This is a genomic window from Brinjal little leaf phytoplasma (assembly GCF_978563805.1).
In genome coordinates this window covers 12,421-29,813 of sequence record NZ_CEAFKD010000003.1, presented here as the reverse complement: position 1 = coordinate 29,813, position 17,393 = coordinate 12,421, and the positions used below count along the sequence as shown (strand labels likewise).

The window sequence follows — 17,393 nt, the reverse complement described above, 5'->3', positions numbered from 1 at the left end:
TTTTATTATGAATAGTTTAGACTTGAAACAAAATTCTACTGATTGGCACAAACATAGAAAAAAATATATTAATGCTTCTGAAGTTTCAATAATTATGGGTTTAAATCCTTTTGAAAATAGAAAAAGTCTTTTTAAAAGAAAACTTTTTGATGAAAAAATAAAAGATAACGAGTTTATGCGTCATGGCAGAACTTTGGAATCTAAAGCTAGAAATTTTTTTAATGATATTAATAAAACAGAATTTAAACCTTTAGTTTTTGTTAAAGAATTTTTATCAGCATCTTTAGATGGTTGGAATGTCGAAACTAAAAGTTTGTTAGAAATTAAATGTCCTGTGTCTTTAAATTCTGATACTTGGCAAAAATTTTTTATTCATGATGAGATACCTATTTATTATTATGCTCAAATACAAACGCAAATGTATTGTTCTAACGCTAAACAAGCTTTTTTTTTAGTATTTCAAAGTTATCAAAATGCAAAAGTTAAAAAGATTTCAAGAGATAAAATTTTTATTGAAAAAATGTATAAAGAATGTTTAATTTTTTATAAACTTTTACAAGAATCAAAAAATATTTTAAATAAATTAAATAATAATGAAATTCAAAGTTAAAATATTTTTGTTAAATTTATAATTTATTTTTTTATATCATTTCATTATATATAAATTACATAAAAAAATATTATATAATTGTATATAGTTATTGTTTTATTTATATAATTTATGTTTAGATGAAAATAGGCTTATATATTATTTTGAATTATTTTATTAGAGGAACTCACATGGTTTTAGACAAGATTAAAGAAATTATTTCAACAAAAAAATATTTAAATAAAGATCAAATATCTTTAGATAAAAGATTAAAAGAAGATTTAAATTTAGATTCTTTTAGTGCAGTTGAAATAGTGATTGAATTAGAAAACTTTTTTGATTTAAAAATTAGTGATGAAGTTATGCAACAATTTAAAACTATAAAAGATGTTGTCGAATATATTGAAAGTAATTTATCATAATTTAATTATTTTTTTTTGATGCAATAATATAGAATAAAAGGTTTTTTTATGTTAATTTATGATTTTCGTAAAATAGAATTAAAATGGCAAATTCATTGGAAAAAAAATAAAATTTTTAAAACAAGTTATGATTTTTGTAAAAAAAAATTTTATTGTTTAGATATGTTTCCTTATCCTTCTTCTTCTGGATTGCATGTTGGTCATATCGAAGGTTATACCGCTAGCGATATAGTTAATAGATTCAAAAGAATGCAAGGTTATAATGTGTTACATCCTTTTGGTTGGGATTCTTTTGGATTACCTTCTGAACAGTATGCTTTAAAAACAGGTAAAAATCCTAAATATTTTACTTATGAAAATATAAATAATTTCAAAAAACAAATACAAATGTTGGGTAAAGGAGTTGATTGGGATAAAGAATTATCAACTTCTGACCCTTCTTTTTATAGTTGGACACAATGGATTTTTAAAAAACTTTATGAAAAAAAAATAGCAGTTTTAAAAGATGTTGAAGTTAATTTTTGTCCTGCATTAGGAACAGTTTTATCTAATGATGAAATTGTTGTAACAGAAAAAGGTATTTTTTCTGAAAGAGGAAATTATCCGATTGTTAAAAAACAAATGAAACAATGGGTTTTAAAAATTACTCATTTCCTTGATAGACTTTTAAAAGATTTAAATTTGTTAGACTGGCCTTCACAATTAAAAGATATTCAAACAAATTGGATAGGCAAAAAAAAAGGGTTTATTTTTTCTTTTTTTGTTTTATCTGATAAGAATTATGTTTTGGAAGTTTTTACAACAAAACCAAGTACTATTTTTGGAGTTAGCGCTTTAGTTTTATCTCCTGAACACCCTTTAATAAATGATTTAACTAAAACAGATTTTGTCGAAGGCGTAAATTTATATTTAGACCAAACTAAACAAAAAACAGAATTAAATAGGCATATGAACAAAGATAAAACAGGAGTTTTTATTGGTAGTTATGCTATTCATCCTTTTACTAAGAAAAAAATTCCTATTTGGGTATCCGATTATGTATTGCCTTATTATGGTACCGGTGTTGTTATGTCTGTTCCTTTTTGTGATGAAAGAGATTTTGCTTTTGCTAAAAAACATAATTTAGAAATAATTCCGATTTGTAAACCTTCCGACACGACTAATGATGCAGATTGTTTAAAAAATAATTTAAAAAATTTTCATTTAATATCAGAAACAGATATATTGACAAATAGTTCTTTTTTAAACGGATTTGCTTTTGAAGAAGCTAATGATAAAATTATGGATATATCTGAGAAAAATAATTTAGGTCGTATTTATTTTACTTATCAAATGCGTGATTGGATTTTTTCTCGTCAAAGATATTGGGGAGAACCTTTTCCTGTATATTATGATGAAAATCAAAATGTTTATTTAGAAGATGATAAGTCACTTCCTTTAGAATTACCTTTGATAGATCAAATTAAAGTTTCAGGAGATGGGCAATCACCTTTATCTAAGATTATTTCATGGTTATATTTTGAAAAAGATGGAAAAAAATATAAAAGAGATTCTAATACTATGCCACAAACAGCTGGAAGTTCATGGTATTATATAGGTTATATTTTAAAAAATTCTTTGGGTATGGATGTTTTAAATAGCCCAGAATCTAAAAAAATTTTAGATTATTTTTTACCTGTAGATCTTTATATTGGCGGCAAAGAACATGCAGTAGGTCATTTGTTATACGCTCGTTTTTGGTATAAATTTTTATATGATTTAGGAATCGTTTCTACTTTAGAACCTTTTAAAAAAATCGTTAATCAAGGAATGATTTTAGGTCAAGATAATTTGAAGATGAGTAAATCCAAAAATAATAGCGTTCACGCTTCTTCAGTTTTAGAAAAATACGGCGCAGATGTTACAAGGTTGTATATAATGTTTTTAGGACCTTTAGAAGATGATAAAGCTTGGTGTGAAGATGGTTTTAAAGGGATTCAACGTTTTTTAAATAGAGTCTATAATATGTTTTCCCTTTTTTTAGTAGATGAAGAGTGTCCTAATTTAGAACCTTTATTAAACAGAACTATTAAAGTAGTTACTGAAGATTATGAAAAATTAAAATTTAATAAAGTCATTAGTCAATTGATGATTTTTACTAATTATGTTTATAAAGAGAAGAAAATAAATTCTAATCAAATTAGAATTTTGTTACAATTATTAAATCCTCTCGCTCCCCATTTAACAGAAGAATTGAATGTGATGTTTTTAAAGTGTAATGAAGAATTAGTTTATTCTTGTTGGCCTTCTTATAAAGAAATATCATTTTTAGATGAACAAATTGAAATTGTTATTCAAATAAATGGTCAGTTTAAAACTAAATTTTTTATTTTAAAAGATGAAGAACAGGAGACAGTTCTTCAGAAAACTTTAAAAAATTCTAAAATTAATTTTTTAATTAAAGACCGTTCAATTTTAAAAGTTGTTTACATTAAAAACAAATTATTAAATTTAGTTGTTTAAATTTTAAAAAATTTATAAAAATTATAGAGGGTTTTTTTATATGGACTTATATAGGAAAGGTTTGATGATAGTAATTTCAGGTCCATCGGGAGTTGGAAAAGGCGCAATTAAAAAAAAATTGTTAAAGAAAATTAATAATGATTTTTTTTGTTCTATTTCTTATACTACAAGAGAACCTAGAAGAGGAGAAAAAGAAGGAAAAGATTATTTTTTTATAAATAAAGAAGATTTTAAAAAGAAAATTCAAGAAAATTTTTTTATAGAATATAATATATTTTTAAATAATTATTATGGAACCCCTTATAAACAAATTTTACAAAAATTAGAAGAAGGAAAAAAAATTCTTTTAGAAATGGATATCGAAGGTGCTTTGAAAATTAGGGAACATAAAGTTAATAAAGATTGCGTTTTTATTTTTATCGCGCCTTTATATAAAGAAGTTTTATATAAACGTTTAAAAAAAAGAAATACTGAAACAGAACAAGAACTTCATAAAAGAATGTTGAGAGCCGATGAAGAAATGAAATTAGCTTATAAATATGATTATATTGTGATTAATGATGAAATCGATAATACTGTAAACAAAATTATTTCTATTCTTTCGGCTGAATATTCTAAAACTAAAAATATCATTAATTTTTATTTAAAAGAAATCTTACAAAAAGGAAATTAAATTATGTTGGTAGAAAAAAAAGAGGGTTTAAATCATCCTTCTATTGATAAATTATTAAAACAAATTGATTCTAAATATAAATTAGCTTATTTATCTAGCAAAATTGCTCATGTTATAGAAGATTTAAAATTAGATGTTTCTGATATTGAAGGTAATAAAATATTAAGCAAAGCTTTATCAGAAATTATTAATGGTAATTTTAAAATTATTTTTAAGTAAAATAGATCATTTTAATTAATAAAAATGTAAACTTTATTATTTGTTTAATCGAAATGATAAAAAAGAGGTTATAAAATTGTTATCCACTAAACATATTTCGGTTTTAAGTGATGAAGTGATAGAATATTTAAATATAAATCCTAAAGGTATTTATGTCGATGCTACTTTAGGTGGCGGCGGCCATAGTCAATTAATTTTAAATAAAATTAATAAAGGTCGTTTATATTCTTTTGATTGTGATTTATTTGCGATTAAAGAATGTCAGAAAAAGTTCGAGAATAATAATAAAATAGTTTTAATTAATAATAATTTTGCTTTTTTAAAAGAAGAATTATCGATACATAATATTTCTTCTATTGATGGTATTGTATTTGATTTAGGTTTATCTTCTTTTCAGATCGAAGATTACACAAGAGGTTTTAGTTATTTATGTGATTCTTTTTTAGATATGAGAATGGATTATAGGAAAAAAATAAATGCTCATTATATCGTTAATAACTATAATTTTTTTGAATTGAAAAAAATTTTTTTATTTTATGGAGAAGAACCTAAAGCTGCTTTGATAGCTAAAGAAATTATTAAAAAAAGACCTTTGAATAACACTTTAGAATTAGTTTCAATTACCGATAAATTTTATCCTTTTTATAGAAAAAATAAAAGAGGTCATAGCGCTAAAAGAATTTTTCAAGCTTTAAGGATCGAAGTTAATCAAGAATTAAAGTTTTTAGAGGAAGCATTGCAACAAAGCCTTGAATTATTAAAACCTAATGGTAGAATTGTTGTAATTAGTTTTCATTCTTTAGAGGATCGTTTAGTCAAAAAATTTTTTAAAAAAAATAGTCAATCTGACATTCATCCAAAAATTCCTATTCTAGAAAAAAATATACCCCTTAAACCTTTAAAAATTATTAATAAAAAAATTATTTATCCTAGCAAAGAAGAAATGAGAATAAATCCCAGAAGTTGTTCTGCTAAATTAAGAGTTGCTAGTAAAAATTTTTAAATATTATTTGTATTATTTTTTTTGAATAATTTGAGAGCTAAATATTTGTTTAATATTATTTTTATTAATTATTATTTTATTGATTGAAATTTTTATATTATTGTTTATAATATATTGATGAAAAATAAAAATTTTTTTTAATATATGACGTTATTTTAATATATAATTAAAATGATTGTCTTTTTTAATATTTTTTTTCTTCTTATAAAAGAAAAATATAAAATTTATTTATTGATTTATTAAAAAAACTTATTATTTAAAAATTATTTTTTTTTATTAAGCACAAAAAAATGTAAAAAAATGTTTTTATATTTTTTTTGAATAATATTATTTATGAAAGGTGTTTATAAAAGTGGCTAAAGGTCAGGAAATTGTTAAAATTATTTTAAAGACTTATGATCATCTTTTAATCGATCAAGCGGCAAAGAAAATTATTGATAGTGTTTCTAAAATAGGAGCAAAAATTAAAGGTCCAATACCATTACCAACAAGAAGAGAAATTTTTACTGTAAATCGTTCTCCTTTTGTTAATAAGGACAGTAGAGAACAATTCGGACGTTTCACGCATAAACGTTTGATTCAAATTATTGATCCTGATGCTCAAATAATAGATGCTTTAATGTATATTAATTTACCTTCTGCTGTTAATATTTTTTTAAAAAAAAATTTAAAAAAAGTTTAAAAAAAATTTAAAATGAATATTTTATTTTAAGAAAATTATTTTATTTTTTTAATTTAAGAAAGAGGATGAAATGGCTAAAGGGATTTTAGGAAAAAAATTAGGTATGACTCAGATTTTTAATGAAAAAGGAGTTTCAATACCTGTTACTGTAGTTGATGTTTGTGATAATGTTGTTTTACAACAAAAAACTGTTGAAAAAGATGGTTATCAATCAACTCAATTAGGCTTTTGCTCTAAAAAAGATAAATTAACAACAAAACCTCTTTTAGGACACTTTAATAAAGTTAACTCTGAACCTAAATATTTTATTAAGGAAATTTCTTTTGCATCAAATGAAATTAATGAGTTAAAAGATTTAAAAGAAGGGCAAAGTTTAGATATAAATTTATTTGCTCCAAAAGAAATTATAGATGTAACAGGTATTAGCAAAGGTAAAGGTTTTTCAGGTTCTATTAAAAGACACAATCAAAGTCGTGGTCCTGAAAGTCATGGTTCTAGATATCATAGAAGACCTGGTTCTATGGGTCCTATTAAAGGAAATATTACAGGTAAAAAATTACCAGGGCAATTAGGTCATGAACAAGTGACTTTACAAAATTTAAAACTTTATAATGTTGATTCAGATAAAAAATTATTTTTAATTGAAGGAAGTATTCCTGGTCCTAAAAAAAGTTTTTTAGTTATAAAATCTGCTGTTAAAAAAAATTATAAGGAAGTTTTATAATGTCTAAATATAATGTTTTAAATCAACAAGGAGAACTTATATCAGAGATAAATTTAAATGAAAATATTTTCGGTATTAAGTTGAATCAACAATCTTTATATGATGTTGTTTTGCAACAAATGGCAGCAATGAGATTAGGAAATCATTGTACCAAAAATAGAGCTGCTGTTGCTGGCGGTGGTAGAAAACCTTGGGTTCAAAAAGGAACAGGAAATGCTCGTCACGGAACTATTCGTTCGCCTTTATGGAGAGGTGGAGGAGTGGCATTCGGTCCTAAACCAAGAAAATATAGTTTTAAAAATAATACTCAAGTTAGAAGGCTAGCTTTTTTATCTTCTTTATCTTTGCATAAAGAAAAAAATAATTTAATAATAATCGACTCTTTTGATAAGGAAAATCATAAAACAAAAACATTTCAAAATTTTTTAGATAAAATTAAAGTTAAAAAAGATAAAGTTTTAATAATAGTTGATAAATTAAATAATAATTTAATTCGTTGTACTAATAATTTATCTCAAGTCACTTTAGAAAGTGTTTCGCATGTTAGTGTTTATCAGATTTTAAATACAAAACATCTTATTTTGACTAAAAAGGCCGTTGATGTTTTAGAAGAGGTGTTTAAAAAATGATTAAATATTATGATTTAATTCAATCTCCTATTATTACTGAATCAACTAATAAAAAAATGGAAACTCATAATGAATATACTTTTAAAGTAAAAAAAGATTCTAATAAAATAGAAATTAAGAAAGCTATAGAAAAAATTTTTCAAGTAAAAGTTGCTTCTGTTAATATTATTAATGTATTACCTAAATTTAAAAGAAAAGGTAAATATCAAGGTTATACTTCTGCTTGTAAAAAAGCGATTGTTAAATTGATTCCAGGTCAAAGAATAAAAGTTTTTAACGAAGATAAATAATAAAAAGAATTTATTTTCATTTGTTTAAATCTAAGAAAGGTTTTATTATTCATGGCTATTAAAAAATATAAGCCTACATCTAATGGACATCGTAATATGCGATTACAAGATTTCAAAGAACTTACGACTTCGGTACCTGAAAAAAGTTTATTAGTACCTAAAAAAAGTACAGGCGGCAGAAATAATCAAGGTAAAATAACAGTAAGACATCGAGGTGGCGGAGTTAAACAAAAATATCGTATTATTGATTTCAAACGTAATAAAGAAAATATACCTGGTAAATTATCTACTATAGAATATGATCCTAATCGTAATTGTAATATTTCTTTAATTCATTATGTAGATGGAGAAAAAAGATATATCTTAACTCCTAAAGATATAAAGATAGGCGATACAATAAATTCAGGAAAAAAATCTGATATTAGAATAGGAAATACTTTACTTTTAAAGGACATTCCCGAAGGTTTTTTGGTTCATAATATTGAATTAAAACCTGGTAAAGGTGGTCAAATAGCACGCAGTGCAGGTACTTCAGCTCGAATAGTTAAAAAAGAAGATAAATATGTTGTTTTAACTTTATCTTCTGGACAAACAAGAAAAATATTAGCTGAATGTAAAGCCACAATAGGAGTACTAGGTAATGAATTTTTTAAATTAATTCGTAATGGTAAAGCAGGTAGAACTCGTTATTTATCTATAAGACCTACAGTTAGAGGTTCAGCGATGAATCCTAATGATCACCCTCATGGCGGTGGAGAAGGACGAGCACCTATTGGACGTAAAGCTCCTATGACTCCTTGGGGCAAAAAAGCTCTTGGTGTTAAAACACGTAAAAAAAATAAAAATTCTAATAAATTAATTTTAAAAAGTCGTAAAAAATAGATTTGGAGGTGTATAAATATGACTCGTTCGATTAAAAAAGGTCCTTTTTGTGACAAATCCCTTTTATCTAAAATAATGAAACAAAGCCAGAATAAAAATAAAAAAATTATTCAAACTCATTCTCGTTCAAGTGTAATTTTACCTAGTTTTGTCGGGCATAAAGTTGCTGTTTATAATGGTAAAGAATATATTATTTCTTCTATTACAGAAGATATGGTTGGTCATAAATTAGGAGAATTTTCACCTACTCGTGTTTTTCGTGGTCATGCTAAAGGTGATAAGAAAAATCCAAAAAAATAATTTAAAGAAGGTATTTATATATGAAGGTTAAAGCTGTAGCAAGTCAAATACCTGTTACTCCTAGAAAAGTATGTTTGGTTGTTGATTTAATTCGTGGTCAAAAAATTAAAGAAGCTGAAGCTATTTTAACTTTAAATTCAAAATCAGCTGCTCCTATTGTTTTAAAATTGTTAAAAAGTGCGGTAGCTAATGCTGTTAATAATTTTAATTTAAATAAAGATGATTTATATGTAGAAGAAATATTTGTTAATGAAAGTATTTCTTTACCTCGTTTATTTCCTAGAGCTAAAGGAAAAACAGATAAAAGAAAAAAGAGAACTAGTCATATCAAAATATTTGTTTCTAAATATAAAAAAGAAACTCAGGAGATATAATATAAATGGGTCAAAAAAGCAATCCTAATGGTTTAAGATTAGGAATTATTCGCACTTGGGAATCTAAATGGTATGCTGAAGATAAACAAGTTCCTTCTTTGGTTTGCGAAGATTTTCAAATTAGAAATTTAATTAAAAATCATTATCCTAAAGCAACTATTTCTCAAATAGAAATAAAACGTTTAAAAAAATCGAATGATGAAGTTATTGAGATCGAACTGTATACTTCTAAAATAGGTTTGATTCAAGGTCCAGATAATAAAAATAAAAATAGTTTAGTTAGTAAAATAGAAAATTTAATTAAAAAGAAAATTCAAATTAATATTTTCGAAGTGAAAGCTGTTAATAAAATTGCTGTTTTAGTAGCTCAAAATATAGCAATACAACTACAACAAAGAGCTTTTTATAAAGCTGTTCAAAAATCAGCTGTTCAAAAAGCTTTAAGAAGCGGTGTTAAAGGTATTAAAATTATTATTACAGGTCGTTTGGGTGGAGCTGAAAAAGCTAGACAAGAATCTATTTCAATGGGTGTTGTTCCTTTAAACACTTTGAGAGCTGATATTGATTATGCTTGTGAAGAAGCTCATACTACTTATGGCGTCTTAGGGGTTAAAGTGATTATTAATCATGGTGAAGTTTTACCTAATAAGACTATTTCTGATACTAGACAAATATTTGCTTCTCAATATGATAATAAAAAACATTTTAATAAAAAGAATTTCGCTGAGAAAAAATATTTTAGAAAAAATACGTCTTAATATAATAAAAGGGGTAAAAAAAATCATTATGTTAATGCCAAAAAAGACTAATAAATCTCGTCTTCGTCCTCATCGTATAAGTTATGAAGGCAAGGCGAAAGGCAAAAATAAAATTATTAATGGTAATTATGGTCTAATTGCTAAACAAGGATCATGGATTACTAGCCAACAAATAGAATCTGCTCGTATTGCAATGACTCGTCATATGAAAAGAGAAGGAAAAGTTTGGATTAATATTTTCCCTTACTTGTCTTTAACAAAAAAACCTTTAGAGGTTAGGATGGGTTCTGGTAAAGGTAGTCCTGAACTATGGGTTGCAGTTGTAAAAAAAGGAAAAATTCTTTTTGAAGTAAAAGATGCCAATAATTTAGATAAAGCAGAAATAGAAGCTTTAAGATTGGCTTCTCATAAATTACCTATTGCTACAAAAATAGTTAAAAGAGGCCAGGAATCATGACAATTAAAGAAATTCGTAAAATGTCTATAGATGAAATGAATAAAAAATACGTTTCTTTAAAAAAAGAATTGTTTGATGCTAGGATACAATTAAATTTAGTTAAATTAAAAGATACATCTAGTATTCGTAAAATAAAAAAAATCATTAGACAAATTAAGACGATTATCCGAGAAGAAGAAATTTCCAAAATTAAAAATTTCAACAAAAATATAAAATTAAAAAATGATTCTGTTTTGGATAAAGATACTGAAAAAGATATTCAAAAAGATAAATATTTAGAAAACAATTAATTTTTCTTTTTAATTATGATTTGTGTTTGAAAATTTGTGGATAATTCCAAAACATTCACAAATTTTTCATTTTATAATTTATAAAATATTTTTATAAAAGAGGGTGAAGAGTATGCGTGATAATAATAGAAAAGTTTTTTCAGGTGTTGTTGTTTCTGATAAAATGCAAAAAACAATTATCGTTGCAGTTGATTATTATAAAAAAGATCGATTATATGATAAAAAAATTAAAAAAACTAGTAAATTTTATATTCATGATGAAAATGAAATTGCTAAATTAGGAGATCTTGTATCTTTCGAAGAAACTAGACCTATTTCTAAAAATAAAAAATTTCGTTTATTAAATATTATTTTGGGCAAAGATAAGGTAAAAAAATAATATGATTCAAATAAATAGTCGCTTAAAAGTAGCTGATAATAGCGGTGCTAAAGAAGTTTTAGTTATTAATATGCCGGGTTCAAGTAAAAAACGTTATGCTCAGATAGGCGATGTGGTTGTAGTTTCTGTTAAAAAAAGCATCCCTTCTGGTATGATAAAAGCAGGCGAAAAATCTAAAGCTTTAATTTTACGCACTAAACAAGGTTTATCAGGTAAAAATGGTTCTTATATTAAATTCGATGATAATGCTGTAGTTATTATTAAAGATGATATGACTTTAAAAGGAACAAGAATTTTTGGACCTGTAGTAAAAAATAAAAAATTAAAAGATAGCAAATTTTTTAAATTTCTGTCTTTAGCTGAAAAAGTTTTCGTAATATGAGGGATTACAAGTGATGTATATTAAAACAGGAGATATAGTTGCTATTATTTCAGGCAAAGATCGTTTTTGTGTTGATGAAAAAGGTAATAAAACTAAAAATATTAAAACTGGAAAAGTAATAAAAATATTTTTTAAAGAACAAAAAGTTTTGGTCGAAGGCATAAATATAGTTTCTAAACATAAAAGTTCTTCCAAAGATGGAGAAAAAGGAAATATAGTTAAAGAAGAAATGCCTATTCATATTTCCAATGTGGCTTTAATCGATCCTGAGAAAAAAATTCCAACTCGTGTTGGTTTTCGTTATGAATCAGGAAAAAAAGTTCGTTATGCTAAAAAAAGTGGCACTTTGATAAATTTTCATAATTAAGAAGGTATATATTAAATGAAAAAACAAAGTATTGAAAATACCACAAAAAATTCATTTTTTGCTTTAAAAGAAATTTTTAATTTTAAATCAGTTATGCAAATTCCTAAAATTGACAAAATAGTTATTAATATGGGTGTTGGCGCTGAAGCTGTCGCTGATGTAAAAATTATAGATGATTTTTACCAACAATTAACTTTGATTAGTGGTCAATTACCTGTTGTTGTTAAAGCTAAAAAATCAATTTCTAATTTTAAATTAAGAGAAGGTATGCCGATTGGATTAAAAGTTACTTTAAGAGGTTATAAAAAAGAATTTTTTTTAAATAAATTAATTAAAATAGTTTTACCTAGGGTAAGAGATTTTAGAGGTCTTAGTACTAAATCTTTTGACGGCAGAGGTAATTATGCATTAGGACTAAAAGAACAAATTGTTTTTCCCGAAATTGATCTTGATATAGTTAAAAAAGTTTGTGGTATGGATATTTGTATTGTTACTACAGCTAAAAATGATGAAGATGCCCAAAAATTATTAGAGTTTTATGGAATGCCTTTTAAGAAAAAAAATCTTTAATAGATATAAAGCAACAAAAATAAGGAGTTTTTAATGGCTAAAAAATCTAAAATTGTTAAAAATAAAAAACAAAAAGAATTATTTTTTAAACATATAGAAAAACGTCTTGAATTAAAACAAAAAAGAGATTATGAAGGCTTATCACGACTTCCTATACAATCTTCCCCAGTACGTCTTAAAAATATAGATCAAATTGATGGGAGATCAAGAGGGTACATGAGAAAGTTTGGGATATCTAGAATTAAGTTTCGTGAATTAGCTAATAAAGGTGAAATACCTGGCGTTAAGAAAGTAAGTTGGTAAGGAGGAGATTAAATAATGATGATAACAAATCCTATCGCTGATTTATTGACAAGAATAAGAAACGCTAATATAATGTTTTACAATAAAGTTTCGGTACCCGCTTCTAAATTAAAAATAGAACTTTTAAAAGTTATGAAAAAAGAAGGTTTTATTCAGGATTTTCGTGTAGAAGGATCTTCTAAAAAAAATATTATTATTTATCTAAAATATCATGGTAAAAAACAAAGAGCCATTTTAGGTTTAAAAAGAGTATCTAAAAATGTTTCTGTTAAAAAAATACCTAGAGTTTTGAATGGTTTAGGAATAGCTTTTATTTCCACTTCAAAAGGTATTTTGACAGATTATGAAGCTATATCAAATAATATAGGTGGACAAGTACTAGCTTATATTTGGTAATTATATAAGGAGATTATAATGTCGAGAGTGGGCAAAAAACCAATTTTTATTCCTGAAGGAATAAAGGTGGAACTTAAAGAACAAAATTTAATATATATTACATCTTCTAAACATCATTTAAAATATCAAATCAACCCTCTTTTAAATATTGATATTCAAGATAAATTGATTAAAGTTTCAAGACCTAATGATCATTTTTTTATGAAAAAAATTCATGGGACAACTAGAGCTTTATTATTTAATATGATTTCAGGTTTAAATAATGTTTTTGTAAAAAAAATTGAAATCGTTGGTCTAGATTATTCTGCTAAAAAAGAAGGCTCTAATTTAATTTTTAATTTAGGTTTTTCTCATGTTGTTACTTTACCTATTCCTTCTGATATAGAAATAGAAGTTATAAAAAATAAAGAAATTATTGTTAAAGGTATAGATAAACAATTTGTAGGAGAAATAGCAGGCAAAATATTAAAATTACGCAAACCTGAACCTTATAAAGGTAAAGGTATACGTTTATTTGGTGCGTATGTTCATCGTAAAGCAGGAAAAAGTGCTAAAAAATAAGAAAGGGCATTTATTTATATAATGATAAATAAAGAATCATCAAAAAAATTGCGCCAAAAACGTCATTTACGTTTAAGAAAAAAAATAATAGGTACACCAGTTAGACCTCGTTTAAATGTTTTTTGTTCAAACAAATATTTTTATGCTCAAATAATCGATGACCAACATAAAGTTACTTTATGTAGTGTTCATAGTAAAGAATTAAAAGCTAATGTTGTTAATACAAAAGTAGCATTAGATATTGGTAGGGTTATTGCTCAAAAAGCTTTAAAACAAGGAATCAAGGAAGTTGTTTTTGATCGTAATGGACGTTTATATCATGGACGTATAAAAGCTTTAGCAAATATTGCAAGAGAGAAAGGATTAATATTTTGATAAACGCAAATATTCAAAGAGATAAATTTAATCCTAGAAAAGTAAATAATGTTTTTCAAGAGAAAGTAATTCTGATTAATAGAATTACTAAAGTTGTAAAAGGTGGTCGCCGTTTACGTTTTTCTGCTTTAGTTGTTGTTGGAGATAAAAAAGGTAAAGTTGGATTTGCAAGCGCTAAAGCTCAAGAAATTTTAGATGCTATTAGAAAAGCTTTAGAAAAAGCTAAGAAAAATTTAATCCAAATTTCTTTTTCTGGTACTACTATTCCTCATGAAGTTGTTGGTAAATTTGGAGCATCTAAAACTTTATTAAAACCTGCTGCTAAAGGAACAGGAATTATTGCTGGCGGAACAGCTAGAACTGTTTTCGAATTATTAGGAGTCAACGATATCTTAGCTAAATCTTTAGGATCAAGAACTCCTATCAATGTTTTAAGAGCTATAATGAATGGATTACAAAGTTTAAGAACTGTAAAAGATATTGAAAAAATTCGTGGTATTGATTTGATTTCCAGATTTAAAGGTAAAAATAAATGATTAAATTAGAAATCACATTAAAAAAAAGTTTAATTGGTAGAACGCCTAATCAAGTTAAAAATGCTAATATTTTAGGTTTAAAAAAAATTAATCAAAAAGTTATAAAAGAAGATATTCAAGTTGTTAGAGGAATTCTTAAAAAAATTAATCATTTAGTTTTGATTAAAGAAATTTGTAGCAAAGAGAGTGATTAAAAAAAATGTTACATTTGATAAAACCAGTTAAAGGCGCTAGAAAAACAATTAAACGTTTAGGACGCGGCCCTGGAAGCGGAAATGGAAAAACTTCAGGTAAAGGTCATAAAGGTCAATTAGCTCGTTCTGGCGGAGGCACTAGATTAGGATTCGAGGGCGGTCAAACACCTTTTTCACAAAGAATTCCAAAAAGAGGTTTTCATAATTTTAATCAAGTTAAATATAATATAGTTAATTTAAAAGATTTAGAAATATTTGAAAACGGTACTTTAATAACAAAAGAATTATTATTGAAAAAGAAAATAATTAAAAACGATAAATTACCTGTTAAGATTTTATCTAAAGGTGAATTTACTAAAAAAATAATTGTTCAAGATTGTAAAATGTCCCAGAAGGCAAAAGATATTATCGATAAAAATGGTAGCAGCCATACAGAAATAATAAGGTAATTTTATGATGGCGAAATTGATTAATTTTTTAGAAGATAGACAAAAAATAATTCAAAAATGTTTTTTTACTTTGTTTATTATTTTTATTTATATTATTGGTACTAAAATTTTTATCCCTTTACTAGGCGAAGATTTTTATTCGCTTTTATCAAAATTAAAAAAAACATCTAGCAAAAATGAGTTTTTGTTTTCAAATAATTCTTGTTCTCTTTTAGCATTAGGTGTTATACCTTATGTTACCGCTTCCATCATAATTCAATTTGCTCAAAAAGTTTTTCCTTTCTTTCAAGAATGGCAAAAACAAGGAGATAAAGGTAAGTATAAAATTAATATAGTAACTAGAGTTTTAACAATTTTAATTGCTATAACTCAAAGTTTTTTCATGTTACAACAAAATCCGATTCATTTGGCTAAATTATTTACGATAAAAGATGAAAACCTGATTGCATTTCATTTTATTGTTGTTTTCTTTTCAGTGGTTGGTGTTTTTATTTCTATTTGGTTAGCTGATTTAATAACTTCTAAAGGAGTAGGAAACGGGATTTCTATTTTAATAGTTATAGGAATAATTGATAAATTATTTAATACCTTTAAGTATTTATTAGATTACAATGAACCGTTTTTAACTCAACGTTTGTTAATTTTATTTTCTTTTTTTATTTTGTTAATATTAACTATTTATTTATCTTTAGCTTATTTAAAACTTCCTATTAATTACGCTGTAGACCGACATAATGATAAAATAGATAATCATATTCCTTTTAAATTAAATACATCTGGTGTTTTACCGATTATTATTGCTGATACTTTTTTAAATATAACTAATTATATAAAAATGTTTTTTCCTAAATCTACTAATTTTATGAATTTTTTTATTGAATCACGTTCTTATTTAGGAATATATTTTTTTGTTTATCTTTTATTAGTTATGTTGTTTTCTTTCTTTTCATCTTTTATGACTATTAATCCTATGGAACTTTCAGAACATTTATCAAAACAAAACGCTTATTTAAAAGATGTTCGACCAGGCTTACCTACTGTTAAAAAATTAACTTACGAAATATTTAAATTAACTTGTATTGGGAGTTTTTTTCTAACTTTGTTAGCTGCTGCTCCTGATGTAATTAGTTTTTGTTTTAATAACGAAATATCTCGAAATATTAAATTTGGCGGAACTAGTCTTTTAATTGTTGTTGGTGTCGCTATAGAAACTATACAAAATATTAAAAAAGAAAAGAATGTAAAAAATACTTATAGTAAATTTTTTTAAATTTGCGAAAAGCGAATCATATATAAATTAGAGGTTATTTATTTTTTTATGTTATCGATTAAATCCTCTCATGAAATTGTTATAATGAGAAAAGCAGGTCAAATTTTATCCTGTATAAGAAAAGAATTATTAAATTTTTTAAAAGTAGGTATTTCTACTTTTGAATTAGATATGATCGCTTTCGAATTAATGAAAAAAAATGGAGTTGTTTCTGCTTTTAAAGATTATCAAGGTTTTGGCGGTCATATTTGTATTTCTGTTAATGAAGCTGTGGTTCACGGATTACCTTCTAAAACAAAATTTTTAAAAAACGGAGATATAGTGACTATTGATTTAGGTATCAAATATAAAGGTTATTTTGTTGATTCCGCTTATACTTATATTTTAGGAACAGTTCCTATGAAAGTAAAAAGATTTATCGAAAATACTGAAAAAGCTTTATATTTAGGAATAAATCAAATAAAACCTGGGAATAAAATTTCAGATATTTCTCGTGCTATTGCTGAAATGGGACGTATTCATAATTATGGTATAATAGAAGTTTTTTCAGGTCATGGTATAGGCACTAGACTTCACGAAGAACCTTATATTTTTAATTTTGAATTCGTGGATAAAGATCATGTTTTAATGCCAGGGATGACTTTTTGTGTTGAACCTATGTTTACTTTAGGAAGCAAAGAAGTTAAAATATTAAAAGATGGTTGGACCGCTGTTACTTCAGATTCAAGTTTAAGTGCTCATTTTGAACATACTATTTTAGTAACTGATGAAGGATATGAAATTTTAACATAAATAAAAAAAATATTAATTAAGGAAA

Annotated in this window: 29 protein-coding genes; all 29 read left to right on the top strand. The window is 25.1% G+C overall.

The genetic code is table 11. From position 1 onward, the window contains the following. The first annotated feature begins 7 nt into the window (after positions 1–7). The gene (locus tag ACTCUI_RS01110; protein WP_463430968.1) at positions 8–610 is read left to right on the top strand and encodes a lambda-exonuclease family protein; all 603 of its coding nucleotides are present in this window, start codon (positions 8–10) and stop codon (positions 608–610) included. Positions 611–729: 119 nt separating this feature from the next. Further along, a complete protein-coding gene (locus ACTCUI_RS01105; protein ID WP_463430966.1) occupies positions 730–1,011 on the top strand; it encodes an acyl carrier protein in 282 nt (93 codons plus the stop codon). A 48-nt stretch (positions 1,012–1,059) separates the two neighbouring features. Then, the gene (gene leuS, locus ACTCUI_RS01100; protein ID WP_463430964.1) at positions 1,060–3,513 is read left to right on the top strand and encodes a leucine--tRNA ligase; all 2,454 of its coding nucleotides are present in this window, start codon (positions 1,060–1,062) and stop codon (positions 3,511–3,513) included. Between the two features lie 40 nt (positions 3,514–3,553). After that, positions 3,554–4,186, top strand: coding sequence for a guanylate kinase (gene gmk, locus ACTCUI_RS01095; protein ID WP_463430962.1), 633 nt, complete (start codon positions 3,554–3,556; stop codon positions 4,184–4,186). A gap of 3 nt (positions 4,187–4,189) precedes the next feature. After that, a complete protein-coding gene (rpoZ, locus tag ACTCUI_RS01090; protein WP_463430960.1) occupies positions 4,190–4,405 on the top strand; it encodes a DNA-directed RNA polymerase subunit omega in 216 nt (71 codons plus the stop codon). A 76-nt stretch (positions 4,406–4,481) separates the two neighbouring features. Then, a complete protein-coding gene (rsmH, locus tag ACTCUI_RS01085; protein ID WP_463430958.1) occupies positions 4,482–5,408 on the top strand; it encodes a 16S rRNA (cytosine(1402)-N(4))-methyltransferase RsmH in 927 nt (308 codons plus the stop codon). 352 nt (positions 5,409–5,760) lie between these two features. Then, positions 5,761–6,090 (top strand): 30S ribosomal protein S10, encoded by a 330-nt coding sequence (gene rpsJ, locus ACTCUI_RS01080; RefSeq protein ID WP_463430956.1) that lies wholly within the window; start codon positions 5,761–5,763, stop codon positions 6,088–6,090. 70 nt (positions 6,091–6,160) lie between these two features. Further along, complete coding sequence (gene rplC / locus ACTCUI_RS01075; protein WP_463430954.1) at positions 6,161–6,814, top strand: 50S ribosomal protein L3; 654 nt, start codon at positions 6,161–6,163, stop codon at positions 6,812–6,814. After that, on the top strand, positions 6,814–7,443 hold the full coding sequence (gene rplD, locus ACTCUI_RS01070; protein ID WP_463430952.1) for a 50S ribosomal protein L4: 630 nt from the start codon (positions 6,814–6,816) through the stop codon (positions 7,441–7,443). The genes rplC and rplD overlap by 1 nt, the downstream gene beginning before the upstream one ends. Continuing rightward, the gene (gene rplW / locus ACTCUI_RS01065; protein WP_463430950.1) at positions 7,440–7,733 is read left to right on the top strand and encodes a 50S ribosomal protein L23; all 294 of its coding nucleotides are present in this window, start codon (positions 7,440–7,442) and stop codon (positions 7,731–7,733) included. The genes rplD and rplW overlap by 4 nt, the downstream gene beginning before the upstream one ends. A 51-nt stretch (positions 7,734–7,784) precedes the next feature. Beyond that, entirely contained in the window at positions 7,785–8,615 is an 831-nt protein-coding gene (gene rplB / locus ACTCUI_RS01060; protein WP_463430948.1) for a 50S ribosomal protein L2, read from the top strand. Between the two features lie 18 nt (positions 8,616–8,633). After that, positions 8,634–8,915: a 30S ribosomal protein S19 gene (gene rpsS / locus ACTCUI_RS01055; RefSeq protein ID WP_463430946.1), complete on the top strand. Its 282-nt coding sequence runs from the start codon at positions 8,634–8,636 to the stop codon at positions 8,913–8,915. A 20-nt stretch (positions 8,916–8,935) separates the two neighbouring features. Further along, positions 8,936–9,289, top strand: a complete 354-nt coding sequence (rplV, locus tag ACTCUI_RS01050; RefSeq protein ID WP_463430944.1) for a large ribosomal subunit protein uL22 — start codon at positions 8,936–8,938, stop codon at positions 9,287–9,289. Between the two features lie 5 nt (positions 9,290–9,294). Then, on the top strand, positions 9,295–10,047 hold the full coding sequence (gene rpsC / locus ACTCUI_RS01045) for a small ribosomal subunit protein uS3 (protein WP_463430941.1): 753 nt from the start codon (positions 9,295–9,297) through the stop codon (positions 10,045–10,047). A 28-nt stretch (positions 10,048–10,075) separates the two neighbouring features. Continuing rightward, complete coding sequence (rplP, locus tag ACTCUI_RS01040) at positions 10,076–10,504, top strand: 50S ribosomal protein L16 (protein WP_463430937.1); 429 nt, start codon at positions 10,076–10,078, stop codon at positions 10,502–10,504. Then, positions 10,501–10,794 (top strand): 50S ribosomal protein L29, encoded by a 294-nt coding sequence (rpmC, locus tag ACTCUI_RS01035; protein WP_463430935.1) that lies wholly within the window; start codon positions 10,501–10,503, stop codon positions 10,792–10,794. Before rplP ends, rpmC begins: the two co-directional genes overlap by 4 nt. Positions 10,795–10,906: 112 nt before the next feature. Then, positions 10,907–11,173: a 30S ribosomal protein S17 gene (rpsQ, locus tag ACTCUI_RS01030; RefSeq protein WP_463430933.1), complete on the top strand. Its 267-nt coding sequence runs from the start codon at positions 10,907–10,909 to the stop codon at positions 11,171–11,173. A 1-nt stretch (position 11,174) separates the two neighbouring features. Further along, positions 11,175–11,555 (top strand): 50S ribosomal protein L14, encoded by a 381-nt coding sequence (rplN, locus tag ACTCUI_RS01025; RefSeq protein WP_463430931.1) that lies wholly within the window; start codon positions 11,175–11,177, stop codon positions 11,553–11,555. 13 nt (positions 11,556–11,568) lie between these two features. Further along, positions 11,569–11,922 (top strand): 50S ribosomal protein L24, encoded by a 354-nt coding sequence (rplX, locus tag ACTCUI_RS01020; protein ID WP_463430929.1) that lies wholly within the window; start codon positions 11,569–11,571, stop codon positions 11,920–11,922. Between the two features lie 15 nt (positions 11,923–11,937). Then, entirely contained in the window at positions 11,938–12,492 is a 555-nt protein-coding gene (gene rplE, locus ACTCUI_RS01015; protein WP_463430927.1) for a 50S ribosomal protein L5, read from the top strand. A gap of 33 nt (positions 12,493–12,525) precedes the next feature. After that, positions 12,526–12,795: a 30S ribosomal protein S14 gene (rpsN, locus tag ACTCUI_RS01010; RefSeq protein ID WP_463430925.1), complete on the top strand. Its 270-nt coding sequence runs from the start codon at positions 12,526–12,528 to the stop codon at positions 12,793–12,795. A 15-nt stretch (positions 12,796–12,810) separates the two neighbouring features. Then, complete coding sequence (rpsH, locus tag ACTCUI_RS01005; RefSeq protein ID WP_463430923.1) at positions 12,811–13,191, top strand: 30S ribosomal protein S8; 381 nt, start codon at positions 12,811–12,813, stop codon at positions 13,189–13,191. An 18-nt stretch (positions 13,192–13,209) separates the two neighbouring features. Then, positions 13,210–13,752 carry a 50S ribosomal protein L6 gene (gene rplF, locus ACTCUI_RS01000; protein WP_463430921.1) on the top strand — a complete coding sequence of 181 codons (543 nt, stop codon included), beginning with the start codon at positions 13,210–13,212 and terminating at the stop codon, positions 13,750–13,752. Positions 13,753–13,773: 21 nt separating this feature from the next. Further along, positions 13,774–14,127, top strand: coding sequence for a 50S ribosomal protein L18 (rplR, locus tag ACTCUI_RS00995; protein ID WP_463430919.1), 354 nt, complete (start codon positions 13,774–13,776; stop codon positions 14,125–14,127). After that, positions 14,127–14,663, top strand: a complete 537-nt coding sequence (gene rpsE, locus ACTCUI_RS00990) for a 30S ribosomal protein S5 (RefSeq protein ID WP_463431039.1) — start codon at positions 14,127–14,129, stop codon at positions 14,661–14,663. The genes rplR and rpsE overlap by 1 nt, the downstream gene beginning before the upstream one ends. Continuing rightward, a complete protein-coding gene (rpmD, locus tag ACTCUI_RS00985) occupies positions 14,660–14,857 on the top strand; it encodes a 50S ribosomal protein L30 (RefSeq protein ID WP_463430917.1) in 198 nt (65 codons plus the stop codon). The genes rpsE and rpmD overlap by 4 nt, the downstream gene beginning before the upstream one ends. A 5-nt stretch (positions 14,858–14,862) precedes the next feature. Continuing rightward, a complete protein-coding gene (gene rplO, locus ACTCUI_RS00980; protein ID WP_463430915.1) occupies positions 14,863–15,306 on the top strand; it encodes a 50S ribosomal protein L15 in 444 nt (147 codons plus the stop codon). 7 nt (positions 15,307–15,313) lie between these two features. Beyond that, positions 15,314–16,576, top strand: coding sequence for a preprotein translocase subunit SecY (gene secY, locus ACTCUI_RS00975; protein WP_463430913.1), 1,263 nt, complete (start codon positions 15,314–15,316; stop codon positions 16,574–16,576). A 48-nt stretch (positions 16,577–16,624) separates the two neighbouring features. Further along, positions 16,625–17,368: a type I methionyl aminopeptidase gene (gene map / locus ACTCUI_RS00970; RefSeq protein ID WP_463430911.1), complete on the top strand. Its 744-nt coding sequence runs from the start codon at positions 16,625–16,627 to the stop codon at positions 17,366–17,368. Positions 17,369–17,393 lie beyond the last annotated feature (25 nt).